Below are 24,349 nucleotides of genomic sequence, written 5' to 3'. Positions count from 1 at the left end.
CGGCAATGAGGATCAGAGACGTCCGGGCACGCCTCATCGAACTGCCCTATCCACGCCCCTTCGCCCCGTCGTGGGCCCCCGAGGGCGCCCACCGCAGCATGTCCGCCGTGATCGTCGAGGTCGAGACCGACGAGGGCGTGGTCGGCGTGGCGGGCGGCGACATGGGCCACGCCACCGGCCCGTTGCTGCTGGAGACCATCAGGGGATGGATCCGCCCCCGGCTGGTCGGGATGGATCTGTTCGCCACCGGCCACATCGCCAACCACCTGCGCTACGTGGCCGAGTACGTCTTCCCGCGCCCGTGGGTGGTGAGCGTGGCCGTCTGGGACGCCGTCGGCAAGGCCTGCGGGCGCCCGCTGTACCAGCTCTGGGGCGGGCATGCCGGCCAGGTCCGCGCCTACGCCAGCTTCGGCGAGGTCCGCGACCCCGGGCAGCGGGCCGAGGACGCGCTGCGCGTGGTGTCGGAGGGCTTCACCGGCGTGAAACTGCGCGTCCACGCCGACACGATCGCCGAGGACATCGCCCAGGTGGCCGCGGTCCGCGAGGCGGTGGGCCCGGAGATCGCCATCATGGTGGACGCCAACCAGGCGGCGGCGCGCTGGCGCTACCGGCCCGACGGCAGCCGCATGATGTGGGACTTCGACCGGGCCCTGACCACCGCCAGGGAACTGGCCGATCTCGGCGTCGCCTGGCTGGAGGAGCCGCTCCCCCGCCACGACTACCGCGCGCTGTGCGAGCTCACCGCGGCCTCGCCGATCCCGATCGCAGGCGGCGAGCACAACCGGGGCATCGGCCAGCTCGTCCGGCTGCTGGAGGACGACTGCTTCACCATCTACCAGCCGGATGCCAACGAGAGCGAGGACATCGCGGCCCTGCGCGACTTCGGCGCGATGGCCGCGGCCAGGCACCGCCGGGTCGTCCCGCACGCCTGGGCCACCGGACTCGGGGTGGCGGGCAACCTGCAGCTCTGCGCCTCACTGCCCAACTGCGACTGGCTGGAATACCCCTACGATCCTCCGGTGATCGTTCCGGAGGTTTTCCACGTCATGCTCACCGAGCCGCTGCTGCCCGATTCCAACGGGGTTGTAACCGTTCCGGACCGCCCCGGTCTCGGTGTAGAGCTGGACCACGCGGCGATCGAGCCGCTGACCGTCCAACGGGTTTGAGGGGTGTCCAACAGCGATGACAGAGGTGTTCCCCCCGTCAGGCCGGCCGAAGCCGTTCCGTACCAAGGCGGATCTCGCGGCCGACCACATCAAGCAAATGATCATGTCGGGCCAGGCCCAGCCCGGCACGAAGATCATCACCAGGGTGGTGGCCGAGGCCGTCGGCGTCAGCGACACGCCGGTACGTGAGGCCATCAAGCAGCTCGTGTCCGAGGAGTGGCTCGTCGAGCGCCCGCACATCGGCGCGGTGGTCGCCGAGTTCACCGTGGACAACGTGCGGGAGCTGTACGGCATCCGCGCCGCGCTCACCTCCCTGGCCCTTCAGCTCCACCCCGCTCCGCTCAGCGGTGCGAGGTTGCTGGAGGTGGACACCGTCCTGGAGGCCTCGGTCGTCGCCATCGACAGCGGTGACGTCGCCGCCTTCGCCGGCCTGAACCGCCGGTTCCACTCGCTGATCTGCGACACCGAGAAGTCCCGCCTGGTGCACCGGATGCTGGTGGGCCTGTGGTCGAAGACGGAGACCGCCCAGCGCGGCTTCCGGCTGGTCCCCTGGCGGCTGCCGAAATCCCACGCCGAGCACGTGGCGATAAGGGACGCGCTCGTCGAGGGGGACATCGGCCGCGCGAGCGAGCTGCAGTACGCCCACGAGATGGCCGCGCTGGCCGCGCTGATCGAAGTGATGGAGGAGGAGAGATGAAGACGGGACAGGCCCTCGTCGGAGGGCGCTGGCGTGACGCGGCGGAACGCTTCGCGGTCACCGATCCGGCGACCGGCGAGACCGTCGCCGAAGTGGCCGACTGTGACGGGAAGCTGACCACCGAAGCCGTCGACGCGGCGGCCTCCGCGCTCCCCGGCTGGCGCGCCATGCCCGCGCACCAACGCGCCGCGATCATGCGCCGGGCCGCCGGGCTGCTGACCGTCCGGGCCGAGGCGATCGGCGCGGTGATGACCGCCGAGCAGGGCAAACCGCTGGCGGAGGCGACCGGCGAGGTGGTCGCGGGAGCCGACCACCTCCTGTGGTCCGCCGAGGAGACCCGCCGCGTGTACGGCGAGACCATCCCCTCCACCAGCATCGACACCCGCATCTGGCTGCTGCCGGAACCGGTGGGCGTCGTCGCGGCGATCACCCCCTGGAACTTCCCGGTCTCGATGATCACCCGCAAGCTGGGCCCGGCGCTGGCCGCGGGGTGCACCGTGGTCCTCAAGCCCTCCGAGCTCACCCCGCTGTCGGCGATCGCGGTCGCCGAGTGCCTGACCGAGGCCGGTTTCCCACCGGGGGTCTTCAACCTGGTCACCACGTCCCGGCCGCAGGAGTTCGCCGAGGCGGTCATGGCCGACTCGCGGGTCAGGAAGGTGTCGTTCACCGGCTCGACGGCCGTCGGCAGGCAGCTGATCCGGCAGAGCGCCGACGACGTCAAACGGCTCAGCGTCGAGCTGGGCGGCCATGCCCCGGTGCTCGTCTTCCCCGACGCCGACGTGACCGCCGCCGCCGCGGGCGTGGCCCGGGCCAAGTTCATGAACGCCGGCCAGGCCTGCACCTCCCCGAACCGGATCTACGTCCACGAGTCCGTCGCCGCGGAGTTCACCGACGAGCTCGTCAGGCTGGCCGAGGCGATCACCGTGGGCAACGGCATGGACCCGGGCGTCACGATGGGCCCGCTGATCGACGACCGGGCGCTCGCCAAGGTCAGGCGGCATGTCGAGGACGCCCTCACGCACGGCGCCCGGCTCGCGACGACCCGCCGGGAGGGAACCGGAAGGCTGCATCCGCCCACCGTCCTGACCGGCGTCACCGACGAGATGCTGGTGTGCCGGCAGGAGACCTTCGGCCCGGTCGCCCCGATCCTGACCTTCGGCGCCGCAGAGGACGCCGACGAGGACGCCGAGGTGGACGCCGAGGTGGACGCCGACGTGGTGGCCAGGGCCAACACCACGCCGTACGGCCTGGCCGCCTACCTGTGGACGCGGGACCTGGGCCGGGTCGTGCGCGTCTGCGAGGAACTTCAGTTCGGCATCGTCTCGGTCAACGGAGCCCCGCTCGCCCCGCCGCAGGGGCCGTTCGGCGGGGTCAAGGGCAGTGGATACGGCCGCGAGGGCGGCCGTCACGGAGTGGAGGATTTCGTGGAGTACAAGTACGTCAACGTGGGACTGGGCCGATGACCGAGGAGACCTCCCGCCGGATCGTCGAGCGTGAGATCACCAAGCGGGTCGACCTCTGCCGTCCGGACGGGCGCCTCAACCCGGACGCGGTCGGCTGGAGCCGTACCCCGCTGCACCGGTCCAACATCCGGGGCTGGGGCCGTACGATGCGCTGGGACTACTGGTGCCTGACCAGTCCCGAGCACATCTTCTCCTTCAGCGCCTCCAGCCTGGACTATCTGGCCGGTGAGTCCGTCTGGTACCTGGACCGCGCCACGAAGAAGGACGTGTTCAGCCGGAGCCTGCTCGTACCGAGCCAGGGCACCGGATTCTCCGAGCGGAGCGGCGAGGGCAGCGTCAGGATCGCGAAGGGCCCGGTCAAGATCGCCGTGGACGAGGCGACCGTGGGAACCCGGCTACGGGTGAGGTCCCCCGAGTTCGAGGCCGACCTGCTCGTGCACCGCGTCGAGGGCCGTGACAGCCTGGGCGTGGTCGTGCCCTGGTCATCCCGCCGCTTCCAGTACACCGTCAAGGACCTCGGACGCCCCGCCGAGGGCACGCTGGTCGTGAACGGCCGCCGCATCAAGCTGACCGCCGAGGACACCCTCGCCACCCTGGACCACGGGCGTGGCCGGTGGCCCGGCAACGTGCTGTGGAACTGGGGCGCGGCGTCCGGGCGCTCAGGCGGCCGCGAGATCGGCGTGCAGATCGGCGGCAAGTGGACCGACGGCACCGGCAGCGTGGAGAACGGGATCTTCCTGGACGGAAGGCTGCACAAGATCAGCGAGGAGCTGGTCTGGCGCTACGACACCTCCGACTGGATGGCCCCCTGGCAGATCACCGGCGAGCGGGTCGACCTGGAGTTCGTCCCCGAGTACGTCCGGTCCTCCGACGTCACCCGGCTCCGCTACATGCGCAGCCGGGAGGACCAGGCCTTCGGTCACTACCGCGGCACCGTCGTCGCCGACGACGGAACCGTGATCAGGATCGACGACCTGTACGGCTGGGCCGAGGAAGTACAGCGACGCTGGTAATGGAGCAGAACATGATGATCTCTGAGCGAGAGCGTGAACCGTTCGCGGCCGGTCTGCCCTTCGGAGCGGGCGACAGCCTCGACCCGCTGCGCCGTGACTGTGACCTGACCGAGTTGACCGGCGGCCTGCTGGACGTCCTGGTGGTCGGCGGCGGCGCGACCGGCGCGGGCGCGGCACTGGACGCGGCCTCACGCGGGCTGACCACGGCCCTGCTGGAGGGCGGCGACCTTGCCTCGGGAACCTCCAGCAACTCCAGCCGCCTGCTCCACGGCGGCGTACGTTACCTGGAGCAGATGGAGTTCGGGCTGGTCCGGGAGGCGCTGCACGAGCGCGGCCTGCTGCAGGACCTGGCGCCACACCTCGTCCAGCGAATGTCCTTTCTCTATCCGCTGACCCACCGGGTCTGGGAGCGCGGCTACGTGGGCGCCGGGCTGACCCTCTACGACGCGCTCGCCGGGATCGGCGACCGGCACGGCTTCCGCCGGCACCGGCACCTGACCCACCGCGCCCTGCTCCGCGAGGCGCCGCAGTTGCGCCGTGACGCCGCCGTCGGCGCGCTGGCCTACGACGACGGCCACGTGGACGACGCCCGCCTGGTCGTCGCACTCGCCCGTACGGCCGCGCGGGAGGGGGCCATCGTGCTGACCCGGGTCCGGGTCAGCGCTCTGGCCTCCCGCTCCGACCACACGGTCGCCACCTGCGAGGACCTGCTCACCGGTGCGGAGTTCACGGTCCGCGCACGCCGCGTGGTGCTGGCCACCGGCCCCTGGTCAGGGCTCACCCAGCAGATGCTCGGCGACCAGCAGGTGGGGGTCCGCGCCTCCAAGGGTGTGCATCTGGTCGTGTCACGCGAGCGGCTGAGGCTCGACAGCGCGCTGATCGCCCGCACGCCCCACTCCGTGCTGTTCCTGATCCCGACGGGGGACGTGGTGCTCGTCGGCACCACGGACACCCCCTGGGAGATCGGCCCCGGACCGGTGCTCCCCACCGGCGCCGACGTCCGCTACCTGCTGGACCAGGCCAACCAGTGGCTGAGCGATCCGCTGACCAGGGACGACGTGCTCGGCGTGTACGCCGGCCTGCGTCCCCTGGTGGACCAGCCCGACCGGAACTCCACCACGGCCATCAGCCGCGAGCACGTGGTCAAGGAGGTCGCGCCCGGCGTCGTGGTCGTCGTCGGCGGCAAGCTGACCACCTACCGGATCATGGCCAAGGACGCGGTCGACGCGGTGGTGCGCGGCCTGCCGAAGGTCCGCCCGTCGGTGACCGAGCACCTCGGGCTGGTCGGTTCCAACGGTTACGCCCAGGCCTGGAACCGCCGCGACTCCGCGGCCGTGGCCGCCGGACTTCCCGTGACGGCGGTGGAACGGCTGGCACGCCGTTACGGCGCCGACTACCCGGCCCTGCTGACCCTGGGCCGCCGGAACCCGGAGCTGCTGGAACCCGTACCGGGCACCCCCTCACTGCTGGCGGCCGAGGTCCTGTACGCCGCACGGCACGAGGCCGCGATGACCGTGGACGACATCCTGCGCCGCCGCAGCCGGGCCGGGCTGGAGACCGCCGACGGAGGCGTGAGCGCCGCACCCCATGTGGCCCGCCTGCTGGCCGGCGCGCTGGGCCGTACCGCGAGCTGGGCCGCCGAGCAGGCCGGGAACTACACGCACGCGGCCGAGGTGACCCACTCGGCGCTGGACACCTCCGCCGACGCCGAACTCGTCCCCCTGCTCGCCGACCTCACCGGCCGATGGAGTGGTGCCGCGTGAGCGTTCTGGCCATCGACGCCGGGACCACCGGTGTCACCTCACTCGTGGTCGCGCAGGACGGGCGTGTCCTGGGCCGCGGCCACCAGGAGTTCCCGCAGCACTTTCCCGCGCCCGGCCTCGTCGAGCACGACCCCGACGAGATCTGGGCCGCCACGCTGCGGGCCTGCTCGGACGCGCTCGCCGCGGCGGCCGTACCGGTCTCCTGTGTCGGGCTGACCAACCAGCGCGAGACCGTCGTGCTCTGGGACCGCGCGACCCTGCGGCCGGCGACCCGGGCGATCGTCTGGCAGGATCGCCGCTCCGCCGGAGAGTGCGACCGGCTCAGGGAGCACGAGCCGCGGATCCGCGAGCTCACCGGGCTCCCGCTGGACCCCTACTTCTCCGCCACCAAGCTGGCCTGGCTGCGCGGGAACCTCCCGGAGGTCTGGGCCGGTGTGCGAGAGGGGCGCACCGCGGTCGGCACCGTCGACTCCTACCTGCTGGCCCGGCTCACCGGCGGCCGGCTGCACGCCACGGATCCGTCCAACGCCTCCCGGACCCTGCTGTTCGACCTCGCCAGGGCCGGCTGGTCCGCTGAGCTGACCGAGCTCTTCGAGGTGCCACCGGCCGCACTGCCGGAGATCGTCCCTTCGAGCGCGCTCATCGGCCGCACCGCGCCCGACCACTTTCTCGGGCTGGACCTGCCGATCGGCGGAGTTGCGGGAGACCAGCAGGCCGCGCTGTTCGGCCACGCCGCGTTCACGCCCGGCGCGATGAAGTGCACCTACGGCACGGGCAGCTTCCTGCTGGTCAACACCGGTGACCGACTCGCCCCCGCCGGCGCGGGGCTGCTGTCCACCGTCGCCTGGCAACTCGCCGGTGAGCCGGTCCAGTACGCCGTGGAGGGATCGGTGTTCGTCACCGGAGCCGCGGTGCAGTGGCTGCGTGACGGGCTGGGTGTGATCAGCGACTCCGCCGAGAGCGAGCGGCTGGCCGCGTCCGTGCCCGACAGCGACGGGCTGATCTTCGTCCCCGCGCTCACCGGCATCGGCACGCCGCACTGGGATCCGCGGGCCAGAGGCGCCCTGCTGGGCATCACCCGGGGCACCACCGGCGCCCATCTCGCCCGTGCCGTCCTCGACGGCATCGCCTACCAGATCCGCGACGTCGTGGAGGCCGTCAGCGGTGCGGCGGGCATCCCCGTCTCCCATCTGGCGGTGGACGGCGGGGCCGCGTCCAACGACCTGCTCTGCCAGATCCAGGCCGATCTCCTGAGCCGGCCGGTGGTACGGCCGGACACCACCGAGGCCACCGGCCTGGGCGCCGCCTTCCTGGCCGGCCTGGCGGGCGGGGTGTGGCGCGACCCGGCCGAGATCTCCGAGGTGAGAGGTGGCGGCCGGGTCTTCGAGCCCCGCGAGATCTCTCCGGAGGGGTACCGCCGCTGGCTCGACGCGGTGGACGCGGCCCGGCGGTTCGGGTCGTGAGTCCAGCCGGTCTCGGCCGCCGGTTCCCGGGGGAGGGACGATGACGGGTCCGCTCGACGGGATCCGGATCGCCGACTTCTCCCGGGTCCTGGCGGGGCCGTACGCCACCATGGTCCTCGCCGAGCTCGGCGCGGATGTGATCAAGGTCGAGCATCCGGAGCACGGCGACGACACCCGGGCCTGGGGCCCACCGTACGCGGGCGGCGAGGCCGCCTACTATCTCGCGGTGAACCGCGGCAAGCGGAGCCTCGCGCTCGACGTCAAGCACCCCTTCGGCCGCGAGGTCGCCCAGCGGCTGTGCGCCGAGGCGGACGTGGTCATCGAGAACTTCCGCCCCGGGGTCGCCGAGCGCCTGGGCATCGGATACGAGGCGGTACGGCAGGCGAACCCGGGCGTCGTGTACTGCTCGATCACCGGGTTCCCCGGCGGCGACCGGCCGGGGTTCGACGCGACGATCCAGGCCGAGAGCGGCTACATGCACATCACCGGCGAGTCCCCGAGCAAGGTCGGGGTCGCGATCACCGACGTGCTCGCCGGGCTCAACGCGGCCGTCGCGATCCTGGGCGCCCTGCACCGCCAGGCGACCCGGGGACAGGGCGAGCTGGTCGAGGTCTCGCTCCTGGGATCGGCGCTGTCCGGTCTGGTCAACGTGGCGCAGAGCGCGCTGGTCTCGGGTGAGGAGGCGCTCGCCTACGGCAACGCGCACCCGACGGTGGTGCCCTACCAGGCGTTCGAGGCGGCCGACGGCCGTCTCATGGTCGCCGCGGGCAACGACCGGCTGTTCCGCGCGCTGTGCACGGCGATCGGACGCGACGACCTGACGGGCGATGCCCGTTTCCGCACCAACGACGGCCGCGTCCGTGAACGCGACGCGCTGGTCGACGAACTCGGCGCCGTCTTCGCGACCCGCACGGTGGACGAATGGATCGCGCGGCTCGACACCGCCGGAGTTCCCTCCGGCAGGATCCGGGGCGTCCTGGACGCGATCCGCACGGCCGGCGACGTGACCCTGCGGCTCCAGCACCCGACCGCCGGACCGCTGGAGCTCATCCGCACCGGATTCACCCTGGAGAGCGTCTCCGCCGACCGCGACATCGCTCCCCCGCCGCTTCTCGGCCAGCACACCCGTGAACTGCTGGCCGAACTCGGCATCGCCGACGACCGCATCGCCCTCCTCCGGCAGGCGGGCGTCATCCATCAAGCCGTCCAGTCAGTGAGGCCCCCTGTTGAACCCGCATGATTTCCTGGAAGTCGACCGCGACCTGAACGACGAGGAGCGAGCGATCCGCGACGCCGTGCGCGACTACTGCCGCGCCGAACTCCGGCCGCACGTCGCCGGCTGGTTCGAGGCGGGCACCATCCCCGACCCGCACGCGGTGGCCAGGGGCCTGGGCGCGCTGGGCGTGCTGGGCATGCACCTGGAGGGCTACGGTTGCGCGGGCACCAACGCGGTGAGCTACGGGCTGGCCTGCCGCGAGCTGGAGGCCGTTGACAGCGGACTGCGCAGCCTGGTGTCCGTCCAGGGCTCGCTGGCGATGACGGCGATCCACCGGTTCGGCTCCGAGGAGCAGAAGCGGGAGTGGCTGCCGCGCATGGCGGCCGGTGAGGCCATCGGCTGCTTCGGCCTGACCGAGCCCGACTCGGGCAGCGACCCGGGCTCGATGCGCACCCGGGCCCGCAGGGACGGGATGGACTGGGTTCTCGACGGCACCAAAATGTGGATCACCAACGGGTCGGTCGCCGACGTCGCCGTCGTGTGGGCGCGGGCCGAGGACGGCATCCGCGGCTTCCTCGTCCCCCGCGGCACCGCGGGTTTCTCCGCCACCACACTGCACGGGAAGATCTCGCTGCGCGCCTCAATCACCTCCGAACTCGTCCTCGACGGCGTACGGCTCCCGCACGAGGCGGCGCTCCCTCTCGCCGAGGGCGTCAAGGCCCCGCTGTCGTGCCTGTCCGAGGCGCGCTTCGGCATCGTGTGGGGAGCCGCGGGAGCGGCCCGCGACTGCTTCGAGGCGGCGCTCGGCTACGCGCGGACCCGCACCCAGTTCGGCCGGCCGATCGCCGCCTTCCAGCTCACCCAGCGGAAGATCGCCGACATGCTGGTGGACGTCGACCAGGCGAACCTGACGGCCCTGCGGATCGGCCGCCTCAAGGACGAGGGGCGGGCCCACCACTCCCACATCAGTTTCGGCAAGCTCGCCAACGTGCGCGCCGCCCAGCGGGTGGCCGCCGTCGCGCGCGGCGTGCACGGGGCCAACGGGATCACCCTCGAGTATCCGGTGATGCGCCACCTGGTCAACCTGGAGAGCGTCGCCACCTACGAGGGCACCGAGGAGATCCACGCCCTCACCCTCGGCCGGGCGGTCACCGGCCACTCCGCCTTCCGCTGACCGGCCGGGCGCCGAAGACGACCCTCCGTTCCCCGGGAAGAACGATTCGCCGGCCAAGCCGCTTCGTGCGCTCCGGCCTTCCTCCGCCGCCGGGCGGCGACGGGCTCATCTCGATGCCCGAAGAGCTCGGGAGACGACCGGGGGCCGGGCGGCACAGCCATGATCTTCGCCCGTCACACCGGACGAACGGGCGCGAGTGTCACGGGCAGAGCGTCCGGTAGTCCGCTTCGGGAACGTACCGCGCCCATTCCTCGCGGGTCAGGGAGTCCGCGGCGATCGCGCAGAGCGCCGCGGGGAGATCACCGGGGATGCCGACATCCCGCAGGCGCACCGCGCCGTCACGACCACCGGTGACCAGCGCCTGTCCGTCAGGACTGAAGGGCACCGAGGCGACCACGTTGGTGTGGCCGGCCAGGATCGCGCGTCCCGGGTCGCTCAGGGCGGCGAGCATGCCGGTGCGGGCCTCGGGGGTCGGGCTGACGCGCCAGGCCGCCACCGCCAGCAGTGCCGACAGCCTGGGATCGCCGGCGAGGAGTTCGCTCTGCGCGGTGAGCCGGTGGGAGACGGCCACGTCGCGCCGGTGGTCGGCGTCTCGCTGCGCCCGTACGGCCAGGGCCGTCGCCACCAGGGCTACGGCGAGGAGTGCGGCCAGGAAGACGGTGAGGGCCTGGCGGCGCCGGATGTCGCGGGTCTGGGCGCGGGTGCCGGCGTTGAGGAACTCGGTCTCCAGCCGGTTCAGTACGAGATGCCGATGGCCTGTGGTGACCCAGAGCAGGGCCTCTTCCAGAACTCCGCCGCCGAGCACGTCTCCTGGTCGCCGGCCGCGGGCCTCCCACGCCTGCGCGGCCTGCCGGATCCGGTGATGGACGGGCAGGCCGTCGCGCTCGGTGTCGAGCCAGCCGCGCAGCCGAGGCCAGGCCCTCAGCACCGCGGGCCTGGCGAGGGTGATCCGCTCATCGGCGTGGGTGACCAGGTCACGGAAAGCCATGAGCATGTTGTGCAGCACCCGCTCCTCCGGAGGTGTCAGCCCGTCGAAGAGTTCGGCGTGCGGGACCGGCCGGGGCAACAGGTCGCCGTCGTCGCCGACCGTCACCAGGCGGAGGAAGACCTCGGGAACACGGTCGCGTTCCTCGGGGGTGAGGGAGGTGTAGGCATCCTCGGCGATCATGCCCAGGGTCGGATCGATCGGCTCCCACCGGGCCGGTGGCCCGGCCTCCGCGCTACCCGCCGCCATCAGGTCGCCGGGGGTGTCCGGTGTGCCGTCGATGAGGACGGACAGGATGGCGCGGGCCGTCGGCCGGGCGAGCGGGTCCTTGGCCAGCGCCGCACCAACCAGCGTACGCAGCGACTCCGGCAACATACCGAGATCAGGATCGGCGGTAAGCACCCGACGAGCCACCCCGAGAACGGAATCGGCCTGGAAGGCGTGCTCGCCCGTGACGGCGAACAACACGATCGCCCCCCAGGAGAAGACATCGGCCGCCGCTCCGGCCCGCCTACCCTCGAAGATCTCCGGCGCCATGTACGGAGGGGTGCCGACGGGCATCCCCATGGGGGTCAGCGACATCTCCACGGTCCGGGCGATCCCGAAGTCGATCAGTCGCGGGCCGTCGGGGCCGAGCAGGATGTTGTCGGGCTTGAGATCACGATGGATCATCCCGGCCTCGTGGATGGCCACCAGCGCGGTCACCACCCCGATCGCCAGCCGATGCAGGTCATCGCCCTGGAAGCGACGACCGTCCTGAACGACCCGGCCCAGACTCAGCCCGTTGACGAACTCACTGACGATGTACGGCCTGGGACCCTCCAGACGCGCCTGGAGGATCTTCGCGGTGCAGAACGACGCGACCCGCTGGGCCGCCCGCACCTCCTTCAGATACTGCGAAGCACCGCCGGAGCTGTGCAGAACCTTGATCGCGACACGGGTCCCGTCCTCGTCGTAGGCGTCGTAGACCACCCCCTGCCCCCCGGCCCCCAACCGACCGGCCAGCCAGTACTCCCCCAGCCGCTGCGGATCACCCGGTTGAAGAGCGTCGATCATCGCTGGCCCCCTCGCCTCATCTACTCCTTCGATGAGACGCCGTCCACCTCCGCAAAGTTCTGCACCGGCTCAAACCGTCGGCGGCGATGTCAACAGACCCGCTTCTCGGCGCGGCTCCCCTGTCCGGGTGCTCAAGGCGCTCCGCGCGTTCGAGGGCGGAACGGCGGAGTCCTCGGTGGAGGCGTCAGGACACGGTCGCCGGTTCGGCGGTGACGGCGTCCTCGGCCGGGGAGTCGGCCCGGCGCGCCGGGATCGCGGAGGCGATCGCCGCGGCGACGAGCGCGACGCCGCAGCCGATCAGCAGCCCGGTGCGGAAGCCGCTCTCGGACGGCAGGGTGTGCCCGCCCAGCCGCATGGTCATCTGGGTGAGGACGACACCGATCACCGCGGCTGACACCGAGGTGCCGATGGAGCGCATCAGTGAGTTGAAGCTGTTGGCCGCGGCGGTTTCCGACCGGGGAACCGCACCCATGATCAGGGCGGGCATCGCGCCGTAGGCCAGTCCGACGCCTATGCTGCAGAGGCAGGTGACGATCAACAGGCCCCACGTCGTCCCGAGCAGGGCCATCGAGGAGCCGTACCCGAGCGCCATGACCAGGCTGCCGGTGACCAGGGTGACCTTGGGGCCGCGAGCGGCCGACAGCCGCGCGCCCAGCGGCGAGACCACCATCATCATCAGGCCCGACGGGGCCGTCCACAGGCCGGCGGCCAGCATCGACTGGCCCAGACCGTACCCGGTGGCCTCGGGCAGCTGCAGGATCTGGATCACGATCAGCGCCTGGGCGTACATCGCGAATCCGACCACGATCGAGGCCACGTTGGTCAGCAGTACCGGGCGCCGGGCGGTGACGCGCAGATCGACCAGTGGGTCACCGGCTCGCAGCTCCCACCAGCCCCACACCACGAAGACGACCAGCGCGACGGCGAACAGCCCGAGGGTGGTTCCGCTCGCCCAGCCCCAGTCCGCGCCCTTGGAAACCCCCAGCAGCAGGCAGACCAGGCCGATGCCCAGGCCGAGCGCGCCGACGACGTCGAGGCGTCCCGTGGTCCGGGCGGGCGTGGCGGGCACCAGCAGCCAGATCAGGCCGGCGACCAGCACGCTCAGCGCGGCCGCGCCCCAGAACAGCACCCGCCAGCTCGCGTACTCGGCGACCGCCGCCGCGACCGGCATCCCGAGCGCTCCGCCGATGCCCATGGACGAGCTCATCAGCGCGATCGCGGGGCCTACCCGCTCGGACGGCAGCAGGTCCCGCAGCGCGCTGATGCCCAGCGGGATCATGCCCATGCCCATGCCCTGCAGACCTCGCCCGATGATCATCTGGGTCACCGAGTCGGCCAGCGCGCAGGTCACGCAGCCCGCGATGATCGGCACCGAGCAGGCCAGCATCATCCGGCGCTTGCCGTACAGGTCGCCGAGCCGCCCGATCACCGGGACGGCCACCGCCCCGACCAGCAGGGTGATGGTGATCACCCAGGAGGCGTTGGCCGCGTCGGTGTGCAATATGCGTGGCAGCTCGCCGATCAGCGGCACCACCAGGGTCTGCATGAGCGAGGCGACGATACCGGCCACCGCCAGCACACCGACGATCCCACCGGGGCGGGTGGTGGACGTGGAGTCGTCCACGTGGATCTCCCTTGTCTGGACAAATAAGGCGATGTGTACGATACACATAATGTGCTTGATGCATAAAATGGGGTGATACACACCGACCACCGATGCGCGCTCGTATGGCGGAACAGGACGCGAGGAAGTCTGGAGAGGGATCGGCTTGGAGAAGCCCACACACTCGATCGAGTACGAGACCATGCTGCTCGGGCGGTACTACCACCTGACCCTGTCCCGCGCCGAACGTGAGGGCGACCACCTGGACCGCAGCGCCTACGTCCTGCTCAGTCGCATCCAGCTCGTCGGCCCGATGTCCATCGGGCAGCTCAGCGAGGCGTTCGACCTGGACCCCTCCACCCTCAACCGGCAGACCTCGGCCATGCTCCGCGCCGGGCTGGTCGAACGCATCCCCGACCCCGACGGGGGCATCGCCCGCAAGTTCCGCATCAGCGCCGAAGGCGAGCGCCGCCTCCGGTGCCAGCGCGACGAGATCGTCCGCAGCATGGACAAGGTGCTGGACGACTGGACGCCCGAGGAGGTCGCCACCTTCGCCGCCTGCCTCCAACGGTTCAACACCGATATCGAACGTCTCACCGGCCGCCCCTGGCCCCGTCCCTGACCGCCTGCCGGTGGTGCCATCCGAGGTTTCCCGTCAGGGCCGTCCTGGCCCCTCGGGCACCACACCCGGCTCCGCGAGAAGACCTCCGGCCGACAGCCCTCGTCCCAGCGCCGCGGCCGCCGACGGCGCGGCCTCGGCCCAGGCCACCGCCGCGATCTGGTGGTGCCGCCTCGAATCGCGCCCGAGCCACGGTTCGAAGGGCGTCGACGGCTTTCCGGCGTCGGGCGCGGCGGCCAAAAGACCTACGTGTTTAGGGACCTCTGACTGTTATCCCGAGTCCTGCCCGGTGGTGTGATGGAGGTATGGGAAGACCTCGGTAGACAAGGAGGACACCATGAGCATGCCGATGATCCGCGAACGGCGAGGTCTCGTCCCCGAACTGTTCAACTGGTTGGACATGCCCCTCGCCGCCCTGCAGTCGCCGGCGGCGCAGCCCATCAAGTTCGAGGACTACGTCAAGGACGATCGCTACGTACTGCGGGCCGAGTTGCCGGGAATCGACCCCGACAAGGATGTCGACATCACCCTGTCCAACGGTCTCCTGACCATCCACGCCGAGCGGCGTGACGAGCAGAGGGACCAGCAGCGGACGGAGTTCCGCTACGGCTCCTTCACCCGGTCGATCACGCTGCCCAGCGACGTGGACGAGAACGACGTCAAGGCCTCCTACGACAAGGGGGTTCTGGAGGTCAGCGTCAAACTCGCCGACACCAAACAGCAGGAAAAGCACATCCAGATCGAGTCCACGCCTCGGCAAGAGTCCTGACGGATCGGGCGGGCCCGCTCGACGTGACGCGGGTCCGCCCATGATCCGCGGAGCGCGGCGGATCCTCCGCACGCAGATCACCGGTCGCGGGCCGCCCGAGCACACCCACAAGCAGGTACGGAAGTCCCGCCCGGCCGGGGCCTTCTGCCCTATCCATCCGCAAGGCCCCTGACCAGCGTGGAAGCAGGACAACCCACGGGGGGATCATCATGATCACTTTGAGTGTCATCAAGGCCGACACCGGGGGGTTCGTCGGCCACTCCGCGGTGCACCCGAACATGATGGCCGAGGCCCGTCGCGAGATCGACCGGGCGACCGCCTCGGGACTGCTCATCGACGGCCAGGTCGCCAGCTGCGGCGACGACATCTCGCTCATCATGACCCACACCTACGGCGCCGACGCGGGGCTCATCCACTCCTTCGCCTGGGACACCTTCCAGGCCACCACCCACATCGCCAAGGGACTCGGCCTGTACGGCGCCGGCCAGGACCTGCTGTCGGACGCCTTCTCCGGCAATTTGCGGGGCATGGGTCCCGGGTACGCGGAACTGGAGTTCGAGGAGCGCCCGTCAGAGCCGGTGCTGTGCTTCCTGGCCGACAAGACCGAGCCGGGCGCGTGGAACCTGCCGCTGTACAAGATGTTCGCCGACCCGTTCAACACCGCGGGCCTGGTCATCGACGGAAAGATGCACGCCGGCTTCGGCTTCGAGGTCTACGACCTGTACGAGGAGAAGCGCATCGTCTTCGACTGCCCGGCCGACCTGTACGACATGCTGATGTACATCGGCGCCCCGGCCCGTTACGTGATCCACGGCGTCCGTTCCAAGACCCTGGGTGAGACCGCGGCCACGACCAGCACCCAGCGGCTGTCCCTGATCGCCGGCAAGTACGTCGGCAAGGACGACCCGGTGATGATCGTCCGCTGCCAGTCCGGGTTGCCGGCGGTCGGCGAGGCACTGGAACCCTTCGCCTTCCCGTACACGGTCGCCGGTTGCATGCGTGGCTCGCACCACGCGCCGTTCCTGCCGGTCCCGGTCCGGCAGGCGCACCCGTCCCGGTTCGACGGCCCGCCGCGCGTGGTCGCGCTGGGATTCCAGATCCACGACGGGAAGCTGATCGGCCCGCGCGACATGTTCGACGATCCGGCCTTCGACGGCGCACGGGCCCAGGCCGCCGAGATCATGGACTATCTCCGCCGCCACGGCCCGTTCGAACCGCACCGGCTGCCACTGTCGGAACTGGAGTGCACCACCATGCCCGCTCTCGCCCAGCGGCTCGCGAACCGCTGGACCCCGATGACCACCGAGATCGCGACACCCGTCGGATGATCCACGCGACCGCCCGGTCATCCCGGGCGATCGGCGTCCGATCGGCCCGCCGCGCACTCGGGGGCACGACACCGCGAACACCCGTTCGATCGGAGGTTCCTTCCATGGAAGCCAAGCAATGGACCGTGCAGATCTACATCACCGAAGAGGGCGATGACACCTCCGCCCGGGCGCTACTGACCACCAAGGACGACACCCACCTGACCGGGATCGGTCACGCGCGTCGCAACCCGGTCGACCAGTCGGTCCCCGAGATCGGCGACGAGCTCGCGGTCGCCCGCGCGCTGGCCGACCTGGCGGAAAGGTTGCGCACCGTCACCGCGGAGGACATCGCCCAGGTCGCCGCCGGGCCCACCTCATGGTGACGGCCCCTCGCCTCGGGCCACCGGGATCGGCATGACCGCACCGTCCGCCTCGGCCACGATCCGCGGACGGTGCGCGCCCTTCACCTGTCGACACACAGGGGCCATCTCGGGGCGATGAGATCCACGTGCTCCACCTACGGAACCTGAACACACCCGTGGAGTCACCCATGAAGCAGAACCGGAACGGAATGGTGAAGATCACCTGGCACGGCGGCGGCCGCTTCGACGTTCGGATACGCCGCCACACCATCCGTGTCGACCAGCCCACTGACTTCGGCGGAGGCGACACCGGCCCCATCCCGGTCGAGCTGTTCGTCGGGAGTCTCGCGGCCTGCGTCGCCCATCGCGCCGAACGCTACCTTCACCGATGTGAGCTGCCCGCCGGCGTCACCGTGACCGCCCACTACGACCTGGAGCTGCGTCCGGCACGGGTCGGCCGAATCGATCTGGTCGTCGACGCTCCCGGCCTTCCCGAAGGGCTTCGGGAATCGTTCACCACCGTCGTGGAGCACAGCGCCGTGCACAACTCGCTGCGGCTGCCGCCGGAGATCACCCTTCAGGTCCGCACCGAGGAGGGAGCGGTCATGGAGGCGATCGAAACGACCTGATGCCATCGGTGACCTGAGCCAGGCACGTTCTCGGGCCGCGGGTCGGCCCGAGCGCGGCCGACAGCACGTGCCGAGCCGGCCGCACCCGGCGTGTCGATCACCACGACCACTGGCGGGCCTTGTGCGGCGCGACGGTCGTGCCCCACGATCACGCACGAGATCCCGTTCACCCCGGCCAGGGCGATCGGCACCCCGGGTTCGCTCTCCCCCAGGCCGGTGCCGGCGTTGTCGGCCAGGATGTCGAGCGGCCCGGCCGGCGCGGCCCAGCCCTGCTCACCGCCGGCGTCCGGGCCGAAGAACTCCGCGGAGCGACCCGCCTCGCCCGGCTTCTTGACGAGCCGGATACCCTCGTTCTCCTCGACCAATAAGATGATCTTCTCAGCAGGGACGATTCTCTCGTTCGAAAGCCGCACGTTCACGCTCCGGCCCGGCGCCGTCATCGCCACCGGAACGCCGTCCGGGATCGGCTACCCGCGTACACCCCCGCGGCTGCTGCACGACGGCGACGTGGTCGAGGTGGAGGTCGGGAAGCCGAGCGGCGCCCGTACTCCAGTGATCAACACAGCGAGCGCAGAGGACTGGGCATGAGTGAGACCATGGGCTCCGGGCGCGGCCCGGCCGGCAGTCACCCCATGACCGAGCAGGTCGTCGGCCAGCTCCAGGGTGCGGACACCCGATTGATGACCATCATGGAGAGCCTCATCCGTCACCTGCACGGCTTCGTCGAGGACGTGCGGCCGACGGCGGCCGAGTGGGAGGCGGGACTCGCCTTCCTCGCACGTACCGGTTCGTTCTGCACGCCCACCCGGCAGGAGTTCGTCCTGCTCTCGGACATGCTGGGACTGACCACGCTCGTCGACGACGTGAACAACCAGGGACCGGCCGACATGACGCCGAGCTCGGTGGAGGGCCCCTTCCACTCCGTGGCTCCGCCGCGCGAACTGGGTGACCTCATCGCCGCGGGCCCCGAATGGGGCCGGGCCGAGAGCGCCGTGATCCACGGCACCGTGCAGGACTGCCACGGGAACCGCCTGCCGGGTGCGATCCTCGACGTGTGGCAGGCCGACGACAAGGGCCACTACGACACCCAGGACGCCGAGCAGCCGGAAGGCAACCTGCGCGGTCTGTTCACCACCGACGAGAACGGCGAGTACTGGTTTCGCACCGTGAAGCCCGCCAGCTACCCCGTGCCGATGGACGGTCCGGCAGGCGACATGCTCCGCGCCATGGGACGTCATCCCATGCGCCCCGGCCATCTTCACATCCGCGTCGAGGCAGCCGGGCATCACACGCTGACCACCCACGTGTTCGTCGACGACGACCCCTACCTGGACTCCGACGCCGCCTTCGCGGTCAAGCCGGAGATCGTCGTCGACTTCGAGCCGCGCGAGGACCAGGCCTCGATCGAGCGGTACGGGATGGACGGGCCCTACCTGGACGTCACGTTCGACATCAGGCTCGCCACCGAGTCGGAGATGAAAAGGTGATCACGGAGAACCGCGGGCCCTGCCGGTGACGATCTCCCCGGAGCGGGCCGGTCGGATGCCTCTCCGACGGAGGGGCATCCGCCGCCGGCTGTGCGGCCACTTCAGTCACGGAGGCGATCGACGATGCCCGAGGCCAGGAGGTACTGGGCCGCGACGTAGGTAGCCATGATCACCAGGCCGGTCATCGGCGGGCGTGGAAGGTCCGCCAGGCCGAACGCGATCAGCGCGTCGGAGAGCAGGAACAGGGCACCCCCGGTCCCGATGCGCGGGCCGAGACCGGCGGCGGTCACCGCGGTGGCGGTCAGCAGCAGTGAGTAGACGGCCACCGGCAGGCGCAGGTCGCCCAGGCCCGGCCAGAGGAGAAAGATCATCCCTGCCCACAGGACGCCGTAGACCACCGGGATCGCCGGGCGGCGGCGCACCGCCCGAAGTGCCCCCTCGCGGACGAGACAGGTCACGTAGCAGACGTGCGCCCCGGCGAACAGGACCATGCCCGCGATGAAGAGACCGTCGATCTCCAGGGCCACGTCGCCCCCCCAGGAGAGCAGGAGCGCCGCCACCAGCAGGCGCGGTCCCCGCCGCGCCAGCACCCAGGCCGCGAGCAGCGGCATCAGCAGCGCCTTGGTCACGGAGTTCATCGGGCCTTCGCCGACGGCGACCAGCGCCAGATGGACCGCGGAACAGAGCCAGAAGGCGGCCGGCAGGGCGCGTGAGAGCGTTCCAGCCCTTAGAACATCATTCTGCACATCTGGATGCTAGGGCCTGCCGCCCGGTGGCCCAAGGCGCCCGTCGCCTTTCGGCGGTACCCGGGTGCCGGGCGGCGTTCTCCGTACGGCCCGCCGTGCCCGACGGAGTCAAGGCGAACCGCGGCGCGAGTCGGCCGGGTATCCGGCGCCCGCTACCGGCCGCGCCAGTCGACCACGTTCGCCGGCTCCTCGCGGCCCACGCGGTAGGAGTTGGCCGGGTGCCCGGCGTCGGAGTAGCCGAAGGAGACGCCGCAGACGATCACCCGGTCGTCGGGGATCTCGAAGTGCGCGCGCACGGTGTCGGACTGCATGGCGATCGCGGCCTGCGGGATCGCCGAGATGCCCAGGCTCTCCGCGGCCTGCAGGAGGGTGGCGACATAACCACCGCAGTCGATGTAGCCGTAGGGGCCGAGCGACCGGTCCGAAGTGATCACCGCGACGTGGGGCGCGCCGAAGAAGCGGAAGTTCTCCAGGAGCTGGCGGTCGCGCGCCTCGTGGTCCCCGCGGGCGATGCCCAGGCTGTTGTAGAGGCCGTAGCCCGCCTCCCGCCGCCGCGTCCGATAGACGCCGCGGTACTCCTCGGGTCCGGGGATGTCCGAGCGCATCGGCCGGGTAGAGGCGGCGGCGTACAGCTCGGCACGGAACCTCTCGGTCGCCTCACCACTGGTCAGGATCACCTGCCAGGCCTGGGAGTTGCACCAGGAGGCGGTGCGCTGGGCAAGGGCGAACATCCGCTCGATCAGCTCGGCCGGCACCTGATCGGGGTGGAAGGCGCGGCAGCTGTGCCGAGCCGTCAGGATCCGCTCCAGCGCCTCGTCCAGCCTGCCGACCTGATCGCCCTGCCCGGTCTCTTCGACGGTCACCGGCACTCCTCGTGCTCTCTCACACGCTCTCCCTGACCGCGGCCGCGGCCCGGCGGCGGTCGGCGAACTCCAGCCCCTCCGCCCAGGAGGCGCCTCGCATGATCAATCCGCGATATTTCATGATCTGGGGCTGGCCGTTCAGCGTGAGCGCGCCGACCAGGCGGTCGCCCTCGCGGTAGAGGGCGACGAAGCGCTCCCCCTCGGGATCACCATCGACGACGCGGACCTCGTCGGTCGCGGGGACCCCGACGAACTGGATGCGCGCGCCGTACCAGTCCGACCAGAAGTACGGGACCGTGGAGTAGGGCTTGGCGGCGGCCGGACCCAGCGCGTTGCGCGCCGCCACGGCACCCTGCTCGGCCGCGCTGGTCCAGTGCTCCAACCTCATCTGGCGGCCGAAGAGCGGGTTGTGCCAGCGGGCGACGTCTCCGGCCGCGTACACTCCCGGCGCCCCGGTGAACAGGGTCTCGTCGCAGACGACGCCGTCGTCGAGGGTCAGCCCCGAACCGGCCAGCCAGCCGGTGGCGGGCACCGCCCCGATGCCGGCCACCACCAGGTCGGCGGCGAGCACGGTCCCGTCGGAGAGCACGACCCGCTCGACCCGGCCGTCGCCCTCCACCGCGCGCACACCGGCCCCGCACCGCAGGTCGGTGCCGTTCCGCGCGTGCAGGGCGGCGCACGCCCCGCCCATGGACTCGCCGACGGCGCGCACCAGCGGGGTCGGCAGCGCCTCGACGATCGTCACCTCCAGGCCCCGCTTGCGGGCTGCGGAGGCGACCTCCGAGCCGATGAAACCGGCACCGACCACGACCGTCCTGGCGCCCGCGTCGAGCGCCCGCCGTACGGCCAGCGCGTCGTCACGGGTGCGCAGGGTGTGGACGCCGCGCAGGCCGCCGGTGCCGGGAAGGGCGCGGGCGCCCGCCCCGGTCGCGATCACCAGGGCGTCGTAACCGAACTCCCGCCCTCCGGCCCGTACGGTCCCGGTGCCGGTGTCCAGCGCGGTCGCTTCGGCGCCGAGCGCGAGCTCGACACCCAGTTCCTCGCGGAGCACCTCCTCGCCGCGGAAGGCCGGCAGGTCCGCACCGTCGAGGAAGGCCTTGGACAGCGGCGGCCGGTCGTAGGGAAGGTGGGGTTCGGCGCCGATCAGGGTGATCCGGCCGTCGAAACCGCTCCTGCGGGCGGCCTCGACCGCCCGCAGACCCGCCAGGGAGGCTCCGACGACCAGGAGGTGCCGCTCGCTCATGGCTCCAGCCGCAGGGCCTCGGTCGGGCAGCCCTCGATCGCCTGCCGGACCCCTTCGAGATCGTCGGCGGAGATCTTCTCGGTCAGCACGACGAGGTCACCGGAGTCATCGACCTCGAAGACGCCGGGTGCCAGTGACTCGCAGATACCGAGGCCGGTGCACCTGGCGTAGTCGACGACGATCTTCATTGTTCCTCCTTCGGTGGGACGCGGGCTCAGCGGCCGGCGCCGACGGAGTGGCGCTCGGTGATCTGCTCGACGATGAGCTTGGCGGTCTCGGCGCACGCGGTGGTGCCGCCGTTGGCGTACTCCTTGACCCCGTCCCCGACGTTCCACAGGTTCCGGATCGGCGTGGTGGGGGCCAGGTCGAAGCCGGCCACGGCACGCTGCGGCGGCCAGCCGTCACGCGTCACCACGGTGGACAGCACGCGCGCCCGCTCGAAGCCGGGCACCTGCTCGCGCAGGTCCTCCATGATCAGCTCGGTTTCGGCCCGCTCGTCGAAGTCGCCGACGGCTGGCTTGGGCACGCCGGAGGCGGAGTACAGGTGCCAGCCCGGCGGCGCCATCTCCGGGCAGAGGTCGGTGAAGTTGGCGATGTAGCACAGCCGCCGGGTCTTGCCGAAGCTCAGCATGCCCTGAGCCTCGATGAGCCGCTCCTGGCTGGCGATGTTCACAGTGATCATCGCGCAGGGGCGATCCTTGCGCCGCACCTCCTCGCGGTAGTCGGCGGGCAGGTCGTCCGCGCCGACCATCTCGACGGTCGCCGCCGGTCCGGCGTTGCTGATCGCGATCCGGCAGCCCACCTCGACACTCTCGCCGTCACGGGAGATCACCGCGCCGGTGACCAGGCCGTCGGTGACGGTCAGCGACCGTACCTCGCTGTCCAGCCAGACCTCGCCGCCGTTCGCGGTCACCACGTCGGCCAGCGCCCGCCAGGCGCCGATGGTGCCCTCGGGGTGGAAGCCGAACTTCTTGAAGGCGCTTTTGCGGGTGAAGTAGGTCAGGAAGACCCGGGCGGGCAGTTCCTCGGAGCCGACCGCGAAGATGGAACCGCACATGTTGCGGAACATCCCGTGCACGTTCTCGTTCCCGGTGTACTTCGACACCCACTCGGCGGTGCTGAGCTCGGCCTCGGGCAGCCCGCTGTCCTCACGGGCCGCGCCCAGGCCCTTGACCAGCTTGGCCCCCTGGCGGGTGAGCTTGCCGAGCAGGAACCCCCAGCCGCCGCCGGTCACGTCGATGTCCTTGCCGCCGATCCGGTAGAGCAGCGGGGGTGAGGGCATGCGGACGTCGTACGGCGCGCCGACGGTCGCGAAGGTCTCCTCCGTGACGCCACCGAGCTCCAGCACGATGGCCCCGTTGTTGACCTTGAAGCCGTCGATCTCGTAGGTGGACGCCCGGCCGCCGACCCGGTCCAGCCGCTCGACCACCAAAGTGCGGTAGCCCAGGTGGGAGAGTCTGGCGGCGGCGCACAGACCGCCCGCCCCCGCCCCGATCACCAGGGCGTCGAAGTCGTGCATCGGTGAACCTCTTTCGTGCTCGTGTCGGTGACGGAACGCGCCTCAGTAGGAGTTGGGCAGCCGCAGGCTGTGCTGGGCGATGAAGTTGAGCACCATCTCCCTGCTGACCGGGGCGGTGCGCAGCAGCCGGGCCGCGAACCACAGGTCGGCCAGCCCGTACTCCCGGGAGAGCCCGTTGCCGCCGTGCGTCTGGATCGACTGGTCGAGTGCCTTCAGCGAGGCGTCGGCGGCGGCGAACTTGGCGATGTTGGCCGCCTCGGCGGCGTCCTGGCCGGAGTCGTACAGCTCGGCGGCGCGGGCGGTGGCCAGCCTGGCGAGCTCCACGGCGATGTACGACTCGGCGAGCGGGTGCGAGACCCCCTGGTGGGCACCGATCGGGGTGGACCACACCTGCCGCTCGCGGGCGTAGCGGGCGGCCTTGTCCAGGGCGTACCTGCCGATGCCGTTGCTGAGCGAGGCGGCCAGGATGCGTTCGGGGTTGAGGCCGGCGAAGACCTGGCGCAGGCCCCGCCCCGCCTCGCCGATCAGCGCCTCGGGACCGATCCGCACGTCGTCGAAGAAGACGGTGAACTGCTTCTCCGGGACGACGAGCTCGGTGACGATCTGCTGGAAGCGCAGGCCGGGCGCGTCGGTGGGCACCACGAACAGCGAGAGCGGGGCGCGCCCGGACGGGCCGGGCTCGCCGTCCCGCGCCACCACCAGCAGCGCGTCGGACTCATCGACGCCGGAGATGTAGCACTTGGTGCCGGTCAGCCGCCAGCCGTCGCCGTCGCGGTGCGCGCCGGCGGTGACCTGGTGGCTGTTGGAGCCGGCGTCGGGCTCGGTGAGCGCGAACACCATCTTCTTCGTCCCGGCCGCCATGCCGGGCAGCCACTCGTCCTTCATCTCGGCCGATCCGTGCCGCCAGACGATCGAGCCGGTGATGGCGGGCGAGATGACCCCCATCAGCAGCGGCATGCCGTGGGCCGCCAGCTCCTCCAGCACCACGCCGTACTCGGCCAGGCCGCCTCCGCCGCCGCCGTACTCCTCGGGCAGGTGCACGCCGAGGAAGCCGTTCTCCCCCAGCTCGGTCCAGAGCTCGTCGACCCTGCCTCCGGCACGCGCCCGGTCGGCGAAGTAGGTGTGGCCGTACCGCTCCGCGATCTTGCCGACGCTCTCCCGGAGCAGGGCGTGCTCCTCGCTGTCGACGATGAATCCCGCCAT

The 24,349-nt window shown here is 71.1% G+C and carries 24 protein-coding genes; 15 read left to right on the top strand and 9 right to left on the bottom strand.

All coding sequences use genetic code 11. From position 1 onward, the window contains the following. Window positions 1–5: 5 nt before the first annotated feature. The 8 genes from AB0J58_RS27935 to AB0J58_RS27900 are packed head-to-tail and all read left to right on the top strand — an operon-like array spanning window position 6 to window position 9,955. Complete coding sequence (locus AB0J58_RS27935) at window positions 6–1,166, top strand: mandelate racemase/muconate lactonizing enzyme family protein (protein ID WP_364220841.1); 1,161 nt, start codon at window positions 6–8, stop codon at window positions 1,164–1,166. Between the two features lie 16 nt (window positions 1,167–1,182). Further along, on the top strand, window positions 1,183–1,863 hold the full coding sequence (locus AB0J58_RS27930) for a GntR family transcriptional regulator (protein WP_364156838.1): 681 nt from the start codon (window positions 1,183–1,185) through the stop codon (window positions 1,861–1,863). After that, a complete protein-coding gene (locus tag AB0J58_RS27925; RefSeq protein ID WP_364220838.1) occupies window positions 1,860–3,326 on the top strand; it encodes an NAD-dependent succinate-semialdehyde dehydrogenase in 1,467 nt (488 codons plus the stop codon). The genes AB0J58_RS27930 and AB0J58_RS27925 overlap by 4 nt, the downstream gene beginning before the upstream one ends. Further along, a complete protein-coding gene (locus AB0J58_RS27920) occupies window positions 3,323–4,339 on the top strand; it encodes a DUF2804 domain-containing protein (RefSeq protein ID WP_364220835.1) in 1,017 nt (338 codons plus the stop codon). Before AB0J58_RS27925 ends, AB0J58_RS27920 begins: the two co-directional genes overlap by 4 nt. A gap of 11 nt (window positions 4,340–4,350) precedes the next feature. After that, window positions 4,351–6,102, top strand: coding sequence for a glycerol-3-phosphate dehydrogenase/oxidase (locus AB0J58_RS27915; protein ID WP_364220832.1), 1,752 nt, complete (start codon window positions 4,351–4,353; stop codon window positions 6,100–6,102). After that, entirely contained in the window at window positions 6,099–7,565 is a 1,467-nt protein-coding gene (locus tag AB0J58_RS27910; RefSeq protein WP_364220829.1) for a glycerol kinase, read from the top strand. The genes AB0J58_RS27915 and AB0J58_RS27910 overlap by 4 nt, the downstream gene beginning before the upstream one ends. Before the next feature lie 40 nt (window positions 7,566–7,605). Further along, complete coding sequence (locus AB0J58_RS27905; RefSeq protein WP_364220826.1) at window positions 7,606–8,805, top strand: CoA transferase; 1,200 nt, start codon at window positions 7,606–7,608, stop codon at window positions 8,803–8,805. Continuing rightward, a complete protein-coding gene (locus AB0J58_RS27900) occupies window positions 8,792–9,955 on the top strand; it encodes an acyl-CoA dehydrogenase family protein (RefSeq protein ID WP_364220823.1) in 1,164 nt (387 codons plus the stop codon). Before AB0J58_RS27905 ends, AB0J58_RS27900 begins: the two co-directional genes overlap by 14 nt. 199 nt (window positions 9,956–10,154) lie before the next feature. Here AB0J58_RS27900 and AB0J58_RS27895 read toward each other — a convergent pair whose 3' ends face one another. After that, a complete protein-coding gene (locus AB0J58_RS27895) occupies window positions 10,155–11,996 on the bottom strand; it encodes a protein kinase (protein ID WP_364220820.1) in 1,842 nt (613 codons plus the stop codon). A gap of 184 nt (window positions 11,997–12,180) precedes the next feature. Continuing rightward, window positions 12,181–13,620, bottom strand: a complete 1,440-nt coding sequence (locus tag AB0J58_RS27890) for an MFS transporter (protein ID WP_364220817.1) — start codon at window positions 13,618–13,620, stop codon at window positions 12,181–12,183. A gap of 145 nt (window positions 13,621–13,765) precedes the next feature. Between AB0J58_RS27890 and AB0J58_RS27885 the strand changes: the two genes are divergently transcribed. The 5 genes from AB0J58_RS27885 to AB0J58_RS27865 all read left to right on the top strand — a co-directional run bounded on the left by AB0J58_RS27885 (window position 13,766) and on the right by AB0J58_RS27865 (window position 17,288). After that, window positions 13,766–14,221, top strand: a complete 456-nt coding sequence (locus tag AB0J58_RS27885; protein ID WP_364220814.1) for a MarR family transcriptional regulator — start codon at window positions 13,766–13,768, stop codon at window positions 14,219–14,221. Between the two features lie 334 nt (window positions 14,222–14,555). Next, window positions 14,556–14,987 carry an Hsp20/alpha crystallin family protein gene (locus AB0J58_RS27880; protein WP_343978104.1) on the top strand — a complete coding sequence of 144 codons (432 nt, stop codon included), beginning with the start codon at window positions 14,556–14,558 and terminating at the stop codon, window positions 14,985–14,987. A gap of 209 nt (window positions 14,988–15,196) precedes the next feature. After that, a complete protein-coding gene (fbp, locus tag AB0J58_RS27875) occupies window positions 15,197–16,315 on the top strand; it encodes a fructose-1,6-bisphosphate aldolase/phosphatase (RefSeq protein ID WP_364220811.1) in 1,119 nt (372 codons plus the stop codon). 104 nt (window positions 16,316–16,419) lie between these two features. Continuing rightward, window positions 16,420–16,680, top strand: a complete 261-nt coding sequence (locus tag AB0J58_RS27870) for a DUF1876 domain-containing protein (RefSeq protein WP_343978110.1) — start codon at window positions 16,420–16,422, stop codon at window positions 16,678–16,680. A 167-nt stretch (window positions 16,681–16,847) separates the two neighbouring features. Beyond that, window positions 16,848–17,288 carry an OsmC family protein gene (locus tag AB0J58_RS27865; RefSeq protein WP_364220808.1) on the top strand — a complete coding sequence of 147 codons (441 nt, stop codon included), beginning with the start codon at window positions 16,848–16,850 and terminating at the stop codon, window positions 17,286–17,288. Here the strand turns inward: AB0J58_RS27865 and AB0J58_RS27860 are convergent. Continuing rightward, window positions 17,237–17,653: a hypothetical protein gene (locus tag AB0J58_RS27860; RefSeq protein ID WP_364220805.1), complete on the bottom strand. Its 417-nt coding sequence runs from the start codon at window positions 17,651–17,653 to the stop codon at window positions 17,237–17,239. The genes AB0J58_RS27865 and AB0J58_RS27860 overlap by 52 nt on opposite strands. 4 nt (window positions 17,654–17,657) lie before the next feature. Here AB0J58_RS27860 and AB0J58_RS27855 point away from each other — a divergent pair, with 4 nt between their 5' ends. Further along, on the top strand, window positions 17,658–17,876 hold the full coding sequence (locus AB0J58_RS27855) for a fumarylacetoacetate hydrolase family protein (protein WP_364220802.1): 219 nt from the start codon (window positions 17,658–17,660) through the stop codon (window positions 17,874–17,876). Further along, window positions 17,873–18,775 carry a dioxygenase gene (locus AB0J58_RS27850; protein ID WP_364220799.1) on the top strand — a complete coding sequence of 301 codons (903 nt, stop codon included), beginning with the start codon at window positions 17,873–17,875 and terminating at the stop codon, window positions 18,773–18,775. Before AB0J58_RS27855 ends, AB0J58_RS27850 begins: the two co-directional genes overlap by 4 nt. Window positions 18,776–18,876: 101 nt before the next feature. Here AB0J58_RS27850 and AB0J58_RS27845 read toward each other — a convergent pair whose 3' ends face one another. From AB0J58_RS27845 to AB0J58_RS27820, 6 genes are all read right to left on the bottom strand, one after another. Continuing rightward, window positions 18,877–19,521, bottom strand: coding sequence for a lysoplasmalogenase (locus AB0J58_RS27845; RefSeq protein ID WP_364220796.1), 645 nt, complete (start codon window positions 19,519–19,521; stop codon window positions 18,877–18,879). A gap of 152 nt (window positions 19,522–19,673) precedes the next feature. Beyond that, a complete protein-coding gene (locus AB0J58_RS27840) occupies window positions 19,674–20,384 on the bottom strand; it encodes a nitroreductase (protein WP_364220793.1) in 711 nt (236 codons plus the stop codon). 19 nt (window positions 20,385–20,403) lie between these two features. After that, complete coding sequence (locus AB0J58_RS27835) at window positions 20,404–21,627, bottom strand: FAD-dependent oxidoreductase (RefSeq protein WP_364220790.1); 1,224 nt, start codon at window positions 21,625–21,627, stop codon at window positions 20,404–20,406. Then, window positions 21,624–21,815 carry a ferredoxin gene (locus AB0J58_RS27830; protein WP_364220787.1) on the bottom strand — a complete coding sequence of 64 codons (192 nt, stop codon included), beginning with the start codon at window positions 21,813–21,815 and terminating at the stop codon, window positions 21,624–21,626. The genes AB0J58_RS27835 and AB0J58_RS27830 overlap by 4 nt, the downstream gene beginning before the upstream one ends. A gap of 26 nt (window positions 21,816–21,841) precedes the next feature. Beyond that, entirely contained in the window at window positions 21,842–23,146 is a 1,305-nt protein-coding gene (locus AB0J58_RS27825; protein ID WP_364220784.1) for an FAD-dependent oxidoreductase, read from the bottom strand. Between the two features lie 42 nt (window positions 23,147–23,188). Next, entirely contained in the window at window positions 23,189–24,349 is a 1,161-nt protein-coding gene (locus AB0J58_RS27820) for an acyl-CoA dehydrogenase family protein (protein ID WP_364220781.1), read from the bottom strand.

The sequence above is a fragment of the Streptosporangium sp. NPDC049644 genome (assembly GCF_040675205.1).
Classification (GTDB): Bacteria; Actinomycetota; Actinomycetes; order Streptosporangiales; family Streptosporangiaceae; genus Streptosporangium; species Streptosporangium fukuiense.
The sequence above is the reverse complement of the archived record's forward strand: the minus strand, read 5'-3'. Positions and strand labels throughout refer to the sequence as shown.

Bases quoted from the DNA above. Each gene is read 5' to 3' on its own strand.
- AB0J58_RS27920 (WP_364220835.1), top strand. From the start codon at position 3,323: ATGACCGAGGAGACCTCCCGCCGGATCGTCGAGCGTGAGATCACCAAG.
- AB0J58_RS27915 (WP_364220832.1), top strand. From the start codon at position 4,351: ATGATGATCTCTGAGCGAGAGCGTGAACCGTTCGCGGCCGGTCTGCCC.
- AB0J58_RS27880 (WP_343978104.1), top strand. From the start codon at position 14,556: ATGAGCATGCCGATGATCCGCGAACGGCGAGGTCTCGTCCCCGAACTG.
- fbp (WP_364220811.1), top strand. From the start codon at position 15,197: ATGATCACTTTGAGTGTCATCAAGGCCGACACCGGGGGGTTCGTCGGC.
- AB0J58_RS27865 (WP_364220808.1), top strand. From the start codon at position 16,848: ATGAAGCAGAACCGGAACGGAATGGTGAAGATCACCTGGCACGGCGGC.
- AB0J58_RS27825 (WP_364220784.1), bottom strand. From the start codon at position 23,146: ATGCACGACTTCGACGCCCTGGTGATCGGGGCGGGGGCGGGCGGTCTG.
- AB0J58_RS27895 (WP_364220820.1), bottom strand. From the start codon at position 11,996: ATGATCGACGCTCTTCAACCGGGTGATCCGCAGCGGCTGGGGGAGTAC.
- AB0J58_RS27835 (WP_364220790.1), bottom strand. From the start codon at position 21,627: ATGAGCGAGCGGCACCTCCTGGTCGTCGGAGCCTCCCTGGCGGGTCTG.
- AB0J58_RS27820 (WP_364220781.1), bottom strand. From the start codon at position 24,349: ATGGCGGGATTCATCGTCGACAGCGAGGAGCACGCCCTGCTCCGGGAG.
- AB0J58_RS27905 (WP_364220826.1), top strand. From the start codon at position 7,606: ATGACGGGTCCGCTCGACGGGATCCGGATCGCCGACTTCTCCCGGGTC.
- AB0J58_RS27850 (WP_364220799.1), top strand. From the start codon at position 17,873: ATGAGTGAGACCATGGGCTCCGGGCGCGGCCCGGCCGGCAGTCACCCC.
- AB0J58_RS27935 (WP_364220841.1), top strand. From the start codon at position 6: ATGAGGATCAGAGACGTCCGGGCACGCCTCATCGAACTGCCCTATCCA.
- AB0J58_RS27830 (WP_364220787.1), bottom strand. From the start codon at position 21,815: ATGAAGATCGTCGTCGACTACGCCAGGTGCACCGGCCTCGGTATCTGC.
- AB0J58_RS27925 (WP_364220838.1), top strand. From the start codon at position 1,860: ATGAAGACGGGACAGGCCCTCGTCGGAGGGCGCTGGCGTGACGCGGCG.
- AB0J58_RS27930 (WP_364156838.1), top strand. From the start codon at position 1,183: ATGACAGAGGTGTTCCCCCCGTCAGGCCGGCCGAAGCCGTTCCGTACC.
- AB0J58_RS27870 (WP_343978110.1), top strand. From the start codon at position 16,420: ATGGAAGCCAAGCAATGGACCGTGCAGATCTACATCACCGAAGAGGGC.
- AB0J58_RS27855 (WP_364220802.1), top strand. From the start codon at position 17,658: ATGATCTTCTCAGCAGGGACGATTCTCTCGTTCGAAAGCCGCACGTTC.